Raw genomic sequence first — 14689 nt, 5'->3', positions numbered from 1 at the left:
ATAATGGCACTGCAATCCTTAGATATCCGGCGCCTGTCGGCGACCACGGTGACGCCGCCGCAGGCGCGCAGCCCGGTGACGGGCACGGTGGCCAAGCTGATCGATGTGTCGAAATGCATCGGCTGCAAGGCTTGCCAGACGGCGTGCATGGAATGGAACGACCTGCGTGACGAGGTCGGCGAAAACCATGGCACCTATGACAACCCGACGGACCTGACGCCGCAATCGTGGACGGTGATGCGTTTTGCCGAACACGAAGACAACGACGGCAACCTCGAGTGGCTGATCCGCAAGGATGGCTGCATGCACTGCGAGGACCCGGGCTGTTTGAAGGCCTGTCCGGCGCCGGGCGCCATCGTGCAATACACCAACGGCATCGTGGATTTCCACCAGGAAAACTGCATCGGTTGCGGCTACTGCGTGGCCGGCTGTCCTTTCGACGTGCCCCGCATCTCGAAAAAGGACGACCGCGCCTACAAGTGCACCTTGTGCTCGGACCGCGTTGCCGTGGGCCAGGAACCGGCTTGCGTGAAAACCTGTCCGACGGGCGCCATCGTCTTCGGCACCAAGGAAGACATGAAGGTGCATGCGGAAGAGCGCATCGTCGACCTGAAGTCGCGCGGTTTCGAAAACGCGGGCCTGTACGATCCGGCCGGCGTGGGCGGCACGCACGTGATGTACGTGCTGCACCATGCCGACAAGCCGAAGCTGTACTCGAACCTGCCGGAACGCCCGCGCATCAGTCCGATGGTGGGCTTCTGGAAGGGCTGGGCCAAGCCGCTGGCCGTCGCCGGCATGGCGGCCACGGCCCTGGCGGGCCTGTTCCACTACACGCGTGTCGGTCCGAACGAAGTGAGCAAGGATGAGGAACGCGAAGCCCTGGACGAGGCCGAGCGCATCAAGGAGGGTCAGCATGAGCCACAGTGAACAGCACGGCAGCAAGCTGCGCGACAAGGACGGCAATCCCTTGATCGAGCGCTATAACCCCAATGAGCGCACGAATCACTGGGTCACGGCCATCACCTTCGTCATGCTGGCCCTGTCCGGCCTGGCCATGTTCCATCCGTCGATGGCGTGGCTGGCGAACCTGTTCGGCGGCGGGCAATGGACGCGCATTTTGCATCCGTTTGCCGGCCTGGTGATGTTTGTCTCGTTCGCGATCCTGGTGCTGCGTTTCTGGCACCACAACAAGTTCGAGGACGGCGACAAGCAGTGGCTCAAGCAAATGGACGACGTGCTCAACAACCGCGAAGAGAAGCTGCCGAAGATCGGCAAATACAATGCCGGCCAGAAGATCCTGTTCTTCGTGTTGCTGGTAAGTATGATTGGCTTGCTGCTGTCGGGCATCGTGATCTGGCGCGCGTATTTCGCGTTCTATTTCCCGATCGACGTGGTGCGCTTTGCCGCCTTGCTGCATGCTGGTTGTGCTTTTGCCATCATCTGCGCCATCATCGTGCACATCTACGCGGCCCTGTGGGTCAAGGGCTCGATCGGCGCCATGGTGCGCGGCACCGTCACTTACGGCTGGGCGCGCAAGCACCATCCGAAGTGGTTTGAAGCGGTGATCCGTCATACGGAAAAGTAGGCAGCAGGGTAGGTCGGCTTAGCTTCGCGTAAGCCGACATGCTCCGCCGCCGGCGTTTTTCTCTGCCAGCGACAGCCAGGGCCAGTCCCCCAGGACTGGCCCCTTTCTTTTTATCGATTAAAATACTTTTACAGCACAGCCAACTCCGCTGGCGCTGCCTTGCTTCTTTTGATGGGAAAACTCCATTGGTACAACGCATTCTTCAGCCAGGCGAAATCGAAGGCCTGGACCACAACGCGATTCCGCGCCTGCTGCTGCCGCAGCCTGACAGCCTGTTCAAGGCGCGCGCGCAGCGCTTGCGCGAATTGGCGCAGGGCAATATCAAGGGCATCCCCGTCGACGCGGGCATGCAGGGCTATCTGGTGCTGATGGCCGCGCTGGCCGATGCGCAGGCCGCCGTGGTAGGCAAACTGGCGCCCGGCGCCGTGCCTGCCGCCGATCCCGACGCGCTGCGCCGCGCGGTCCAGCACCGCATGCCCGTGCTGCCCGTCAACGGCGCCCGTCCGCCCGTCTGGCGCGACATCTTTGCCAGCCTGCTCGATGAATTGGCGAGCACGGCAGCCAGCCAGCCGGCATTATCGGGCGGCCTGACCCAGGTGCTGGCGCAATTGCGCGCGCTCGATGCGGCCGCGCTCGACGCCTGCGCCGATGCCGTGCTCGATGAAAACGGCGACAACCTCAATCCCATGCATGCGCCGTTCGTCGCCGCCGCGCTGCAGATTTTATGGTCGGTGTCGGCCAGCGAACTGCGCGCCGCGCGCGTGCCGGACCTGGAAACGGGGACCTTGTGTCCCGTCTGCGGTTCGCACCCCGTCGCCAGCGTGATCCGCATCGGCGGCCAGTCGCAGGGCTACCGCTACCTGCATTGCGGCATTTGCGAAAGCGAATGGCATATGGTGCGCGTCAAATGTTCGACCTGCGAACAGAATGGCAAGATCGCCTACCAGGGCCTCGATGCGGCCGACGCCGCGCCGTTCGACCCCGTCACGGCCAAGGACGAGAAACTGCCGAACAAGGCCAACGATCCGAAGAAGGTGGCGCGCGCGGAAACCTGCGACGACTGCCATACCTATCGCAAAGTCTTTAACCAGGAACACGATTACAAGGTCGAGCCGCTGGCCGACGACCTGGCCAGCCTGATGCTCGACCTGCTGGTGGGCGAAGCCGGCTACCAGCGCGCCAGCGGCAATCCGCTGCTGTGGCTGGGGAAGAACGACAGCAGCGAAGGCCAGCCAGCATGACGACAGGGCAAACCGTGCGCCTGCCGTCGGTCGACCGCATCCTGGGCGACGCGGCTTGCCTGGCCCTGATAGCACACTACGGCCGCGTGCAAACCCTGGCCTGCGCGCGCGCCGTGCTGGCCGAACTGCGCACGGCCATGCTGGCGGGCGCAGTGTGCGAGGAGGGCGCCTCGCTCGCCGCCATCGCCGCGCAAATGGGCGAACGCCTGCAGGCGCAGTCGCGCCCGCAGCTGCGCGCCGTGTTCAACCTGACGGGCACCGTGCTGCACACCAACCTGGGCCGCGCCTTGCTGCCCGACGCCGCCGTGCAAGCCGTGGTGGCAGCGCTGCAGTGGCCGATGAACCTGGAATTTGACCTGGAAACGGGCAAGCGGGGCGACCGCGACGACCTCGTCGAGGAACTGCTGCGCGAACTGACGGGGGCCGAAGCGGCCACCATCGTCAACAACAACGCGGCCGCCGTGCTGCTGATGTTGAATACCCTGGCGCAGAATAAAGAGGTGATCGTTTCGCGCGGGGAACTGGTGGAAATCGGCGGCGCCTTCCGCATCCCCGACGTGATGACGCGCGCCGGCGCCGTGCTGCGCGAAGTGGGCAGCACCAACCGCACCCACCTGGCCGATTACGCCAATGGCGTGACTGAAGACACGGCCCTCTTGATGAAGGTCCACTGCAGCAATTACGCCATTACCGGTTTTACCAACAGCGTGGAACTCGATGAACTGGTGCCGCTGGCGGCGCAGCATGGCGTGCCGACGGCCGTGGACCTGGGCAGCGGCACCCTCGTTGATCTGGAGCAATACGGGCTGCCGCATGAAACGACGGTGCGCGAAACCATCGCGGCGGGCGCCGACCTGGTGACCTTCAGCGGCGACAAATTGCTCGGTGGTCCCCAGTGCGGCATCATCGTCGGGCGCGCCGACCTGATCGCGAAGATCAAGCGCAACCCATTGAAACGCGCGCTGAGGGTGGGCAAGCTGACGCTGGCCGCACTGGCTCCCGTGCTGCAGCTGTACCGCGCGCCGGACTTGCTGGCCGAACGCCTGACCACCTTGCGCCTGTTGACGCGTCCCGCGGCCGCCATGCGCGCGCAGGCGCAAACCCTGCTGCCGCTGCTGCAAGGCGCGTTGGGCATGCAGTACGTGGTCACGGCCGAAGCCATGCAAAGCCAGATCGGCAGCGGCGCCTTGCCCGTCGACCAGTTGCCCAGCTTCGGCCTGGCCATCCGCAGCGCCCCCGGCGCGCGCCTGAGCAATCCATTGGGAACGCTGGAGCAGCGCCTGCGCGCCTTGCCGCGGCCCGTGATCGGCCGCATCGGCCAGGATACGCTGTGGCTCGATCTGCGCTGCCTGGAAGCGGGGCACGAGACGGCCTTCATCGCGCAACTGGCCGAGTTGACGGCATGATCGTCGGCACGGCAGGCCATATCGACCATGGCAAGACGACCCTCACGCGCGCGCTGACGGGCGTGCACACGGACCGCCTGAAGGAAGAGCAGGCGCGCGGCATTTCGATCGAACTCGGTTACGCCTATCTGCCGCTGGCCGACGGCACGGTGCTGGGCGTGATCGACGTGCCGGGACACGAAAAATTCATCCGCACCATGGCCTCCGGCGTGACGGGCATCGACTTCGCCCTGCTCGTGGTGGCGGCCGACGACGGCATCATGCCGCAGACGCACGAGCACCTGGCGATTCTGCGGCTGCTGGGCGTGACGCGCGGCGCCGTGGCGCTGACCAAGGTCGACCGCGCCGACAGCGCCCGCGTGGCGCAGGTGGAGGCGGACATCGAAGCGCTGCTGGCCGGCACGCCGCTGGCGGGCAGCCCGATCTTCCCCACGGCCGCCAGCCGCGACCACGATCCCGGCGTGGCAGCCCTGCTGGCGCACCTGGCGCAGGTGGCGCGCAGCCTGCCGCAACGCGACGAGCGGCGCTTGTTCCGCCTGGGCGTGGACCGCGTGTTCACCTTGCCGGGGCAGGGCACCATCGTCACCGGCACGGCGCTGGCCGGCATGGCCACGGTGGGCGATACCTTGCAGCTGGCGCCCGGCGGCGCGCCAGCGCGCGTGCGCAGCATCCATGCGCAGAACCGCGCGGCCGAGACGGGCATGGCGGGCCAGCGCCTGGCGCTGAACCTGGCCGGCATCGACCGCGAGCGCATCGAGCGGGGCAACTGGATCGTCGCGCCCGCGCTGGCGCAGTGTTCCGAGCGCATCGACGTGGAGCTGACCCTGCTGCCCGACGCCGGCGTGCAGCTGAAAGCCTGGTCGCCGCTGCATGTGCACCTGGGCGCGGCGCACCAGCTGGCGCGCGCCGTCATGCTCGATGGCGAGACCCTGTCGCCGGGGCAGACGGGCAGGGTACAGCTGGTGTTCGACGCTCCCATGCATGCGGTGCCGGGCGACCGCTTCGTCGTGCGCAATGCGCAAGCGACGCAGACGGTGGGCGGCGGCATGGTGCTTGATCCCTTTGCTCCCGCGCGCAAGCGGCGCAGCCCGACGCGCCTGAGCTGGCTGGACGCGCTGGCCGCCTTTGTCGCGCACGGCGATTATGCGGCCCTGCTGGCGCAAAGCCCGCTGGGGCTGCGCGAGTCGCTGCTGGTGCGCCTGTCGCTGCTGCCGGCGACCGCCATCACCTTGCCGCCCGAGACGCGGCGCATCGCCCTGCGCGGTGGCGACGCCCTGCTGCTGGCGCTAGCGGCCTTGCTGGCGCTGGAAGAGAGATTGCTGGCGGCCCTGGCGGCCTTCCACGCGCGCGCGCCCGACGAGGCGGGGCCGGAGCTGTGGCGCCTGAAGCGCATCGTCGACGCGGAGATGGAAGACGCCTTGTGGAGCCATCTGGTCGATGGCTTGCTGGCGCAGGGCAGCGTCCTGGCGCGCGGCGCCAGCCTGCACCTGCCGAGCCACAGCGTGGAACTGACGCCGCAGGAGCAGGCGGCGGCCGAGCCGATGCTGGCGGCATTGCTGCAGGGCCGCTTCGATCCGCCGTGGATGCGCGACCTGGCGCGCGACTGCGGCCTGGCCGAGGATGAAACCCGAAGGCTGTTACGTAAACTGGCCAAGGCGGGCCAGATCAGCCAGGTGGTGCACGACCTGTTCTACCATCCGGCGGCGCTGGCGGAACTGGCCCAGCTGGTGCGGGATCTGGCGCGCAAGGCTGAAGAGGAAGCAGGGCTGGCGCCCGGTTCCGGCGCCGTTGGGGCGGCCGCCTTCCGCGACGCCAGCGGCCTGGGACGCAAGCGGGCGATCCAGGTCTTGGAATTTTTCGACCGCGTCGGTTATACTCGCCGTGTTGGTAATGGGCATTTATTGCGCCCGCAGGCGCTGTGGTCGTACAGCACGGCAAGCGCGTAGCTGGCCTTGGGACGCAGGTCCCGCCAGCATGACACCGCGGAAAGCACACTCATCCGGTGATGTGGCCGGGCTTCAAACCCGGTGGAGGGCGTCAGACGCTCTCCCGTAGGTTCGACTCCTACTGTTTTCCGCCAGTTATTACCCCATCCATGCCAGGCGGTCAGCCGCCCGCATAGTAGTGCAAGCCTACCCAGCCGGCCAGCAGCGCCGCACTCAGCAGCAGCAAGCCCAGCGCGCCATTCGGGCGCAGCACGCCCAGGTAGCCGATGGCCACCGTGGCCATGCCTTTCTTGACCTGCCGCATGCCGCGCCAGCGCTGCACGCCCTTGAGCCCCGCCAGCACGAAGGAAAAGGTGGCGCACGACAGCAGCGCCACGCGGAAGATCGTCAGCAAGTCCAGTTCGCCCAGCGACACTTTCTTGTACACCAGGCCCACGCCCGCCATGCAGACGGCGGCGCCCAGCGAAATGGCGGCATTCGTGTACATGCTGCGCCGGCTGCGCACGGCCGCATCCTCCAGTTCTTCTTTCAGCAGCTGCACCTTTTCATTGATCAGCGCGGAGGCTTCCTGCTTGACCGTCTTCATGCGTTCGTCGATGGCGCTGCCGAAGCTTTGCGCCGCATAGTCGATCAGGTGCGCGATTTCTTCCTTGGTGATCGAGCGGTGGTCGTGGATTTCCCGCGACAGCTGGGCAATGTTGCGGTCGATTTCGCCGCTGGCCTGGACGATGACGGTTTGCACTTCCTCGCTCAGCTTGTCGATCGAGCGCGCCATCATCGGTTCGATCCGTTCGTCGAGCAGGCGCTGCGCCGCCGCTTCGAGGGCTTGCGTGCCGCCTTTGAAATTGAGCAGATCCATCGTGCCTGGTCCTTGATGTGGTGAAGATGCGGGCAGTGTGCCATGAAAGCGGCGCCAGGCGCCGCGCCACGCTCCGTATCGTGCCGCCGCCGGCATCGCACAAGCGGGCGCTGCGTTGGTCTGCTGCCACGCAGGAGCGAAAAAATGGTCTAATTGATAATATATTGCCGGGATAAGACAGTGCCGATGGTAAGATCGGGCTGGATGCACCTGTGGAGCAAGAAGGAAATCATGAAGCAACGAGGGAGGGCATGGCTGCTGGCAGCCGCGCTGCTGACGCCGTTGATGGCCGGGGCGGCGGGCTTGCGCATCGTGGGCGAACACCTGCCGCCGTCGAGCATGATGGAAGGAAATGTCGTGGTGGGGCGCGAAACACTCAAGGTGCGCGGCATCATGGCGCGCGCCGACATCGCCTACGCGATCGAATTGCTGCCCTGGAAACGCGCCTATGCGCAAGCGCTGCGCGAGCGCGACACCTGCGTCTTTTCCACCACGCGCACGGCCGAGCGCGAAGCACTGTTTCGCTGGATCGGACCGCTCAACGAAGCCGAGTGGGTGCTGTATGGCCTGGCCGAGCGGCACCTGGCGCTGCGCACGCTGGACGATGCGCGCGGTTTCGTCATCGGCACGGTGCTGGGCGACGCGCGCGACGACTACCTGCGCCAGCGCGGCTTCAACGTGGCGCCCGTGACGCAGGAATGGCTCAATCCGCAAAAGCTGCTGCTGGGGCGCATCGACCTGTGGGCCGTCGGCCTGGCGGTGGGCAGCAAGCCTTTTGCCGGCAAGGATTGGGAAAACCGGGTGGTGCCGCTGCTGACCTTCAACCGCGTGCAGACTTACCTGGCCTGCAATCTGAAGGTGCCCGAGGCGCAGGTGGCCGCCATGCAGCGCGCGGCCGCCGCCATGCGCCGCGACGGCAGCATGGCGCGCGAGCAGGTCCGCTGATGCGGTGCGCGCAAGTCAGCTTTCCAGCCACTGGCGCACGCAATTGCGGCCGTCGCGCTTGGCCTGGTACAGCGCCTGGTCGGCATGGCTGTAGGCCGTCTCGAAGGCGGTGCCGACGCGGTTCCAGCTTAGGCCGACGCTGACGGTGATGGCGCGCGCAATGGGCGCCGCGTGGCGCTGGCGGGCGATGCTGTCGCAGATGCGCTGCGCCACGCGGGCCGCCTCGTCGCGCGAGGAGGTGGGCCAGACGACGGAAAACTCTTCGCCGCCGACCCGGCCGATGGCCGTTTCCTGTCCCAATAGTCCTTTTAAACAGTCGACCACGGCCTGGATCACGCCGTCGCCGGCCGGGTGGCCGTAATCGTCGTTGACCTGCTTGAACAGGTCGATGTCGAGCACGATCAGCGCCATGTCGTCCCGTTCCAGGCAGCGCGAAGCATGGTCGATCACGGCACCGCGGTTCAGGGCGCCCGTCAGCGGGTCGTGCGTGGCGCGGTATTCGAGCTGGCCGGCCAGCGTCTGCAATTGCCGGTTCAGCAGATGCATGTCGCGCTCGGCGCGGTCGCTGCGGCCGATCAGGCGCCGCGTCTCGCGCATCAGGCGCTCGTAGTGAATGATCAGTTCACCGAGCATGCGGCGCTGCGCCTCGCCGCTGGCGCCGTCGTCGGCATGCATGCGGCGCGCGGCCGCCAGCGCCGCCGCTTCGATGGTGAACAGGTCGGGTTCCAGGCCCGCCTCGGACAGGGACGCACGCATGGCCTAGCCGCCGCGCACGGGATGGTCGCGGAAGTCGAGCGCCGTGAAGTCCTGCTGCAGCTCCTGGCCGAATTCCAGGATGGTGTCGTCGTCTTCGTCGTGGTACCAGTTCAGGCGTACCTGGTTGCCGTCCGCGGCCGCCTGGTTTAGCGCGTCGAACAGGGTAAACAGCATCTTCGTGCTGGAACTGTTGAAGTAGGCCAGCGAGACGTTGACGGTGATGGCCGCTGCGCGGCAGCCTTCCAGGTAGGCGCGCACGGCGGCGATCAGCGGGCCATAGAAGGCGGCCGCGTTTTCCGGGTAGGACTCGCCCTTGATCGACAGGGTGTGCTGCTCGAAGCGGAAATCGATCTCGGGCGAACTCGGGGTCGCGGTGATGAATAGGGGGGACGGTAATTGCATATGCTTTCCTGAGTCGGCTCTTTCAAATGATGGCTTTGATGCAGAAGATGGTGCTGCCCGGTTCCTGGCTATCCTGGGCGAATTCGAACTCCAGCGGTTCGCTGGCGTCGCGCGCCATGGTGAGGAAGCCCAGGCCTGCCCCCTTGCTGTCGGCCGGTGCCTCTTCGCGCAGGGCCTTCTTGTAGGCCAGGCGGATTTCTTCCATGGTCATGCTGTGCAGCGGTTCCAGGCGGGCGCGGATCTGCGCCACGTTTTCCGTCGAGACGGGATTGGCGCACAGCAGGAAAAAGCTGTCGCCGCGCGTGCCGATGCAAAACGAGCCGCGGCGCATCTGCTGGTCCAGCTGCGCATCGGGCGTCAGGCTGTCCGAGGAATAGTGCATGATGTTTTGCGACATCTCGATGAACGAGGAAAAGATGCGCCGCCGCGTGGGACCGGCCGCGCCGGCCGTGTCGAGGCGCGCCTTGATGGTTTCGGAAATCGCGCTGACCACGTGCTGCGAGAAATAGCCCACGTAAAAAAAGATGATGTTGCGCTTGCGCGCCACGTCCCAAAACTCGTTGAATTCTTCGTACAGCACGTCAGTGCTCCTGGCTAGCCGGTGACCCGGTTTCTTGTTGATAAGGGGGCTTGATGGGCATCAAACTACAGGCGGAAACAGAAAAAGGTCAGGTCGTCGCGGCGCGGCTGCGCGCCTTGCCAGGCCGCCAGGTCGCGCCGCAGCGCCGCCGCCACGTCGGCGGCCGGCGCGGCGCGCTGCGCCAGCAGCTGCTCGCGCATGCGCCGCTTGCCGTAGGCGATGTCGCGCGCGCCGCCTATCTGGTCGAGCAGGCCGTCGGTGGTGATGAACAGCAGGCTGCCAGCCGGCGCGGCCAGCGTCTCGTTGTGCCAGCAGTAGGCGGGCGGCGTGTCGACATAGCCGACGCCCATGCGCGCGCCGTCGATGGCGCGCACCTCGTCCTGGCCGGGCGCGAGCACGTGCAGGGCCAGTTTCGCCCCCGCGAAACGCAGGCTGGCGCTGGCCGCGTCGTAGCACAGGAACGCGCAATCCATGCCGTCGTTCGAGCCGGCGTGGTGGCTGCCGCCATCCTGGCCCAGCAAGGTCTTGATGGCGCGGCTGACGGCGCCGATCAGGGCGGCCGGATCGTGCGGCCCCTGTTCGCGCAGGGCCTGGCTCAGCGCGGACGAGGCGATCAGGGTCATGAAGGCGCCCGGCACGCCGTGGCCCGTGCAGTCGGCGATGGCGGCGAACCAGCCGCCCGCATGGCGTTCGAAGAAATAGAAGTCGCCGCCGACGACGTCGCGCGGCTGCCATTCGAGATGGGCGTCGGGCAACGTGGCGCGCAGTTCCGCATCGGAGGTGCGCAGCAGCGCGCGCTGGATCACGCTGGCGTAATCGATGCTGTGCATGATCTGGCGGTTCTTTTCCGCCTGCATGGTAGCGACCACGTTCATCAGCTGCAAGCCGAAGCCCACGCCGGCCAGCACGCCATCGTCGGTGATGATGAAGCCGTCGGCCAGCGCCTTTTCTCCCGCCTCCACGGCGCGGAAAGTGAGGTCCTCGATGCTCATGGCGGCATCGACGATCAGCGGCTCCTTGTCCATGAAGGCGATGCAGCTCTTCTTGCCGTAGACCTCGTGGTAGAACGGTTTCGACATCTGCGACATGAAGATATTGCGGCTGATCAAGCCGATGGGCTTTTGCTGTTCCGTGACGGGCAGGCTCATCATGTCACGCCGCTCCGTGAACAGCTCGAGCACGGCGAAGTTGCTGGCGTCGGCCTGCACCGATTCGGTGGGAATGCACAGGTCGGCCGCCACGGAAGAGCGATAACGGGGAAGATGCAATCGAGAAGCGTTGAACTCCACAGGCGGCTACCTTTACATGACGGTCGGAAACCTTCTTGTCGTCACGGCAATGTGACTGGTAAAAAGGCAATATCATCATGGTAGCCGCAGAATGTGACGGCTTGATTACCGGATTGTCAAAACCGTATGTAAAATGGCTGCATGGCAAGTCAATCAGAGGCGCCGGGCCAGCGTCTGCGCCTGCTCCAGCCAGCGCTCTCTCTGTTGTTCGGTGGAATCGAGGATGGGGCCGAAACTGGCTACCTTGACGGGCTTGACGCCGCAAAATTCCAGCGTCGTCTTGCGCAGCTGGTGGATGCCGGGCATGCGGTAGACCCAGCGGAAATACCAGGGCGGCGTGTCCATCGTCACCAGCAGCTGGGCCGTGCGTCCCAGCAGCAGCTGGGCGGGAAAGGCCTTGCCCGGGCGGTACTTGAAGGCAAAGCCGGGCAGGAAGGCGCGGTCGACAAAGCCTTTCAGCAGGGCCGGCGCGCCGCCCCACCAGATGGGGTAGGCGAACACCAGGTGTTCGGCCCAGGTGATGGCTTCCTGCGCGGCCAGCAAGTCCGCTTCCAGCGGCTGCACCTGGCGGTAGCCTTCGTGCAGGACGGGATCGAAAGCCAGCTGGCCCAGGCGCAACTCGCGCACGCTGTGGCCCGCGCTGCGGGCCGTGGCGGCATAGGCCTCGGCCAGGGCGGCGCAAAAACTGTCGCCCGATGGATGGCCGAGGATGATTAAAACGCGCTTGGGTGTACTCTTGCTCATGCTGCAGGCTTTCTAAAAAAGAACAGCCTGCATGCTAAAGCCTGCCCCTAGTGGCAGAGTCAAGCGGTGCTTGACCGTTCACGCGGCCTGCCGCCGCTGGCGCGCCAGGCAGTCGAGGATTTCCGCGTCGATGTCGGCCAGTTGCGCATCGAGCGCGCGCAGGCGGTCGATATCCTGCCGTATCTGCGCGCGCTTGGCGGCGATATGCTGCGACAGGGCGGCCCAGTCGGTGTCATCGCCGGCCAGCAGGGGCAGCAGTTCGGCCAGGCGGAAGCCCAGCGCCTGCGCCTGGCGTATCAGTTTCACTTGCGCCAGGTCTTGCTGCGTGTAGACGCGGTAGGCGCCCGCGCGCCGCACGTCGCCCAGCAGGCCCAGCGCTTCATAGTGGCGCAGGGCCTTGGGCGAGGTACCCGCCAGGCGGGCGATTTCTCCGATGTACATGGCTGTCCTTTCTTGAGCTACGGCGCACGCAGTGTAGCGCAAGATGCGGCGCCTGAGGGCGGCCCGGACGCCGCCCTCAGGCGCGGCGCGGCGGTATCTTCTTTGCCGTGCATTCGGCGCAGGTGCCATACAGCGACAGCGCGTGTTCGTGCAGCACGAAGCCGCGTTCGGTGGCGATCTCGTTCTGGCGCAGTTCGATGCCTTCATCGACGAATTCATCGACCTTGCCGCAGCCCGTGCAGACCAGGTGGTCGTGGTGCTGGCCCTCGTTCAATTCGAATACGGCATGGCCTGATTCGAAGTGGCGGCGAAACAGGATGCCCGCTTCGGCAAACTGCATCAGCACGCGGTAGATGGTGGCCAGGCCTACATCGATCTTTTCAGCGAGCAAGAGTTTATACACGTCGTCCGCGCTCAGGTGCTTGATTGTTCCTTCTTGAAACAGCTGCAGAATCCGCAAGCGGGGGATCGTCACTTTCAATCCCGATTCACGCAGTTCCCTCAATATATCCATGTCTCCCATTCCTTTTTTTGATCGCCTGAGCGTGGTATTGCATTATAACGCAAATGATAATCATTACTATTCTCAATTGTGTGCCAAATATAGTATGGCTCGCGCGCATCGCGGGTACCAGTGATTTTGACGACATGCGTGATTGCGCGGGGCGCATCGATTGAAGTATCGTTGGCATGGGTGGAAAAATACGGCAGATATCGCTACACTGTGCAGCAAGATCAAACAATGGGAGGGGCATGGACCGATTTGATGCAATGCGTCTGTTTACGCGCATCGTCGAACTGGGCAGCTTTACGCAGGCCGCGCACGACCTGGGCTATCCGAAGGCCAGCGTCACGCTGGCGATCAAGCAGCTGGAAGCGCGGCTGCACGTGCGCCTGCTGCAGCGCACCACGCGCCAGGTGGCGCCCACGCCCGATGGCCACGCGTATTACGAGCGCTGCGTGCGCCTGCTGGCGGACCTGGAGGAAACGGAGGCCGTGTTTTCGACGGCCGCGCTGCAGCCGTCGGGCAAGCTGCGCATCGATATGCACAGCACGCTGGGCATGCATTTCGTCATGCCAATGCTGGACCGGTTCTGCGCGCGCTATCCCTTGATCGAACTGGAAATCGGCATGGGCGACCGCCTCGTCGACCTGGTGCGCGAGGGCGTCGACTGCGTGCTGCGCGTGGGCCAATTGCGCGATTCGTCCATGGTGGCGCGCACGGTGGCACGGCTGGCGCAGATCACCTGCGCCAGTCCCGCCTACCTGGCCGCGCACGGCACGCCGCGGACGCTGGCCGAGCTTGACGGGCACCGCGCCGTGAATTTCTTTTCTTCCCGGACGGGCAAGGCCTGGCCGTTTGCATTCAAGTGCGACGGCCAGACGTACAGCGTGGACTTGCCCGGCACGGTGTCCGTGAACAATGCGGACGCCTATCACGCCTGTTGCCGCGCAGGCATGGGCCTGATCCAGGCGCCCCGCTATCACCTGGCGCAGGCGCTGGCGGCCGGCGAACTGGTGGAAGTGCTGTCCGCCATGCGACCCGATCCCTTGCCCGTGTCCGTCATGTACCCCCATCACCGGCAATTGTCGCCGCGCGTGCGCGTGTTTGCCGACTGGGTCGCCGGCCTGTTTGCCGAGGCGGCTTGATTTTGCAATGCCGCCTTTTCTTGACTTGGGCAAAGAAAAAAAACCCTCTTTTGATGCCATCTAGCACTATTTGATGTGGATCAAAGTTTTTGTTGCACTGCACTCTTAGACTTCGCAGCGTTACTTAACGACAAAAAGAGGGAACTAGAATGAAGAAGTCCGCAACTGCAGCAGCAATCGTTTTGGCCGCCATCGGCGCATTCGCCGGCAATGCAATGGCGCAGGAAAGCCCATGGCTGGTGCGTGCGCGTGCCGTGCACATCGATCCGGCCGACAAATCTGCTCCTGTGGGTGGCGTCGGTGCATCCGACCTGATACACGTCAGCAGCAAGACCATTCCCGAGATCGATATTTCGTATTTCTTCACCCCGAATATCGCTGCCGAGCTGATCCTGACGTATCCGCAAAAGCATGACGTCTCCCTGGCTGGCACGAAGATCGGTACCTTCAAGCACCTGCCGCCGACGCTGTCGCTGCAATACCACTTCATGCCTGAAAAACAGTTCAGCCCTTACGTGGGCGCAGGTGTGAACTACACGAACATCTCCGATGTCAAACTGCCCGGCCTGCGCCTGGAGCATGACAGCTGGGGCTTCGCGCTGCAAGCCGGTGTCGACTACAAGCTGGACAAAAACTGGTCCTTGAACTTTGACATCAAGAAAGTGCAGATCCGCAGCGATGTATTGACCGCTGCCGGCGCCAAGGTCAGCGAAGTCAAGATCGACCCGCTGCTGATCGGCGTGGGCGTGGGCTACCGTTTCTAAGCAGCCAGCACGGCCGCTGTAGCGCGGCATAGGCAGATCCGGCCCGCATGGCCGGATCTTTTTTTGACATTTAGTATGTCG

At 64.9% G+C, this 14689-nt stretch carries 16 protein-coding genes and 1 tRNA gene; 9 read left to right on the top strand and 8 right to left on the bottom strand.

Going from position 1 to position 14689, the window contains the following annotated elements:
- Positions 1-3: 3 nt before the first annotated feature.
- The 6 genes from fdxH to AC3RCJ_RS20180 all read left to right on the top strand — a co-directional run bounded on the left by fdxH (position 4) and on the right by AC3RCJ_RS20180 (position 6312).
- Positions 4-927, top strand: a complete 924-nt coding sequence (gene fdxH / locus AC3RCJ_RS20205) for a formate dehydrogenase subunit beta (protein WP_492964283.1) — start codon at positions 4-6, stop codon at positions 925-927.
- Positions 914-1585 carry a formate dehydrogenase subunit gamma gene (locus AC3RCJ_RS20200; protein ID WP_492964282.1) on the top strand — a complete coding sequence of 224 codons (672 nt, stop codon included), beginning with the start codon at positions 914-916 and terminating at the stop codon, positions 1583-1585. Before fdxH ends, AC3RCJ_RS20200 begins: the two co-directional genes overlap by 14 nt.
- Positions 1586-1770: 185 nt before the next feature.
- Positions 1771-2826 carry a formate dehydrogenase accessory protein FdhE gene (fdhE, locus tag AC3RCJ_RS20195; RefSeq protein WP_492964281.1) on the top strand — a complete coding sequence of 352 codons (1056 nt, stop codon included), beginning with the start codon at positions 1771-1773 and terminating at the stop codon, positions 2824-2826.
- Positions 2823-4232, top strand: a complete 1410-nt coding sequence (gene selA / locus AC3RCJ_RS20190) for an L-seryl-tRNA(Sec) selenium transferase (protein WP_492964280.1) — start codon at positions 2823-2825, stop codon at positions 4230-4232. The genes fdhE and selA overlap by 4 nt, the downstream gene beginning before the upstream one ends.
- Positions 4229-6178, top strand: a complete 1950-nt coding sequence (gene selB / locus AC3RCJ_RS20185) for a selenocysteine-specific translation elongation factor (RefSeq protein ID WP_492964279.1) — start codon at positions 4229-4231, stop codon at positions 6176-6178. The genes selA and selB overlap by 4 nt, the downstream gene beginning before the upstream one ends.
- 38 nt (positions 6179-6216) lie before the next feature.
- A tRNA-Sec gene (locus AC3RCJ_RS20180) sits at positions 6217-6312 on the top strand.
- Positions 6313-6338: 26 nt separating this feature from the next.
- Here AC3RCJ_RS20180 and AC3RCJ_RS20175 read toward each other — a convergent pair.
- Positions 6339-7037, bottom strand: coding sequence for a hypothetical protein (locus tag AC3RCJ_RS20175; protein ID WP_492964278.1), 699 nt, complete (start codon positions 7035-7037; stop codon positions 6339-6341).
- Positions 7038-7223: 186 nt separating this feature from the next.
- Between AC3RCJ_RS20175 and AC3RCJ_RS20170 the strand changes: the two genes are divergently transcribed.
- On the top strand, positions 7224-7982 hold the full coding sequence (locus AC3RCJ_RS20170) for a substrate-binding periplasmic protein (protein ID WP_492964299.1): 759 nt from the start codon (positions 7224-7226) through the stop codon (positions 7980-7982).
- A 15-nt stretch (positions 7983-7997) separates the two neighbouring features.
- Here AC3RCJ_RS20170 and AC3RCJ_RS20165 read toward each other — a convergent pair whose 3' ends face one another.
- From AC3RCJ_RS20165 to fur, 7 genes are all read right to left on the bottom strand, one after another.
- Complete coding sequence (locus AC3RCJ_RS20165) at positions 7998-8738, bottom strand: GGDEF domain-containing protein (protein ID WP_492964277.1); 741 nt, start codon at positions 8736-8738, stop codon at positions 7998-8000.
- Between the two features lie 3 nt (positions 8739-8741).
- A complete protein-coding gene (locus AC3RCJ_RS20160) occupies positions 8742-9140 on the bottom strand; it encodes a DUF1987 domain-containing protein (protein WP_492964276.1) in 399 nt (132 codons plus the stop codon).
- A gap of 22 nt (positions 9141-9162) precedes the next feature.
- Positions 9163-9720, bottom strand: a complete 558-nt coding sequence (locus AC3RCJ_RS20155; protein WP_492964275.1) for a SiaB family protein kinase — start codon at positions 9718-9720, stop codon at positions 9163-9165.
- Between the two features lie 65 nt (positions 9721-9785).
- A complete protein-coding gene (locus AC3RCJ_RS20150) occupies positions 9786-10988 on the bottom strand; it encodes a SpoIIE family protein phosphatase (RefSeq protein WP_492965051.1) in 1203 nt (400 codons plus the stop codon).
- Positions 10989-11162: 174 nt separating this feature from the next.
- A complete protein-coding gene (locus AC3RCJ_RS20145; RefSeq protein ID WP_492964840.1) occupies positions 11163-11753 on the bottom strand; it encodes an NAD(P)H-dependent oxidoreductase in 591 nt (196 codons plus the stop codon).
- A 78-nt stretch (positions 11754-11831) separates the two neighbouring features.
- On the bottom strand, positions 11832-12194 hold the full coding sequence (locus tag AC3RCJ_RS20140) for a MerR family transcriptional regulator (protein WP_492964841.1): 363 nt from the start codon (positions 12192-12194) through the stop codon (positions 11832-11834).
- A gap of 76 nt (positions 12195-12270) precedes the next feature.
- The gene (gene fur / locus AC3RCJ_RS20135) at positions 12271-12708 is read right to left on the bottom strand and encodes a ferric iron uptake transcriptional regulator (RefSeq protein ID WP_426070441.1); all 438 of its coding nucleotides are present in this window, start codon (positions 12706-12708) and stop codon (positions 12271-12273) included.
- Between the two features lie 239 nt (positions 12709-12947).
- On the opposite strand from fur, the gene AC3RCJ_RS20130 reads away from it, so the two are divergent.
- Positions 12948-13844: a LysR family transcriptional regulator gene (locus AC3RCJ_RS20130; RefSeq protein ID WP_492964842.1), complete on the top strand. Its 897-nt coding sequence runs from the start codon at positions 12948-12950 to the stop codon at positions 13842-13844.
- Between the two features lie 149 nt (positions 13845-13993).
- Positions 13994-14608, top strand: coding sequence for an OmpW/AlkL family protein (locus AC3RCJ_RS20125; protein WP_492964843.1), 615 nt, complete (start codon positions 13994-13996; stop codon positions 14606-14608).
- Positions 14609-14689 lie beyond the last annotated feature (81 nt).

It is taken from the genome of Janthinobacterium sp. GW822-FHT07H11, from assembly GCF_058798615.1.
This window is presented reverse-complemented; position numbering and strand designations above follow the sequence as displayed.

Bases quoted from the DNA above. Each gene is read 5' to 3' on its own strand.
- fdxH (WP_492964283.1), top strand. From the start codon at position 4: ATGGCACTGCAATCCTTAGATATCCGGCGCCTGTCGGCGACCACGGTG.
- AC3RCJ_RS20200 (WP_492964282.1), top strand. From the start codon at position 914: ATGAGCCACAGTGAACAGCACGGCAGCAAGCTGCGCGACAAGGACGGC.
- selA (WP_492964280.1), top strand. From the start codon at position 2,823: ATGACGACAGGGCAAACCGTGCGCCTGCCGTCGGTCGACCGCATCCTG.
- selB (WP_492964279.1), top strand. From the start codon at position 4,229: ATGATCGTCGGCACGGCAGGCCATATCGACCATGGCAAGACGACCCTC.
- AC3RCJ_RS20175 (WP_492964278.1), bottom strand. From the start codon at position 7,037: ATGGATCTGCTCAATTTCAAAGGCGGCACGCAAGCCCTCGAAGCGGCG.
- AC3RCJ_RS20170 (WP_492964299.1), top strand. From the start codon at position 7,224: ATGGTAAGATCGGGCTGGATGCACCTGTGGAGCAAGAAGGAAATCATG.
- AC3RCJ_RS20165 (WP_492964277.1), bottom strand. From the start codon at position 8,738: ATGCGTGCGTCCCTGTCCGAGGCGGGCCTGGAACCCGACCTGTTCACC.
- AC3RCJ_RS20160 (WP_492964276.1), bottom strand. From the start codon at position 9,140: ATGCAATTACCGTCCCCCCTATTCATCACCGCGACCCCGAGTTCGCCC.
- AC3RCJ_RS20145 (WP_492964840.1), bottom strand. From the start codon at position 11,753: ATGAGCAAGAGTACACCCAAGCGCGTTTTAATCATCCTCGGCCATCCA.
- AC3RCJ_RS20140 (WP_492964841.1), bottom strand. From the start codon at position 12,194: ATGTACATCGGAGAAATCGCCCGCCTGGCGGGTACCTCGCCCAAGGCC.
- fur (WP_426070441.1), bottom strand. From the start codon at position 12,708: ATGGATATATTGAGGGAACTGCGTGAATCGGGATTGAAAGTGACGATC.
- AC3RCJ_RS20130 (WP_492964842.1), top strand. From the start codon at position 12,948: ATGGACCGATTTGATGCAATGCGTCTGTTTACGCGCATCGTCGAACTG.
- AC3RCJ_RS20125 (WP_492964843.1), top strand. From the start codon at position 13,994: ATGAAGAAGTCCGCAACTGCAGCAGCAATCGTTTTGGCCGCCATCGGC.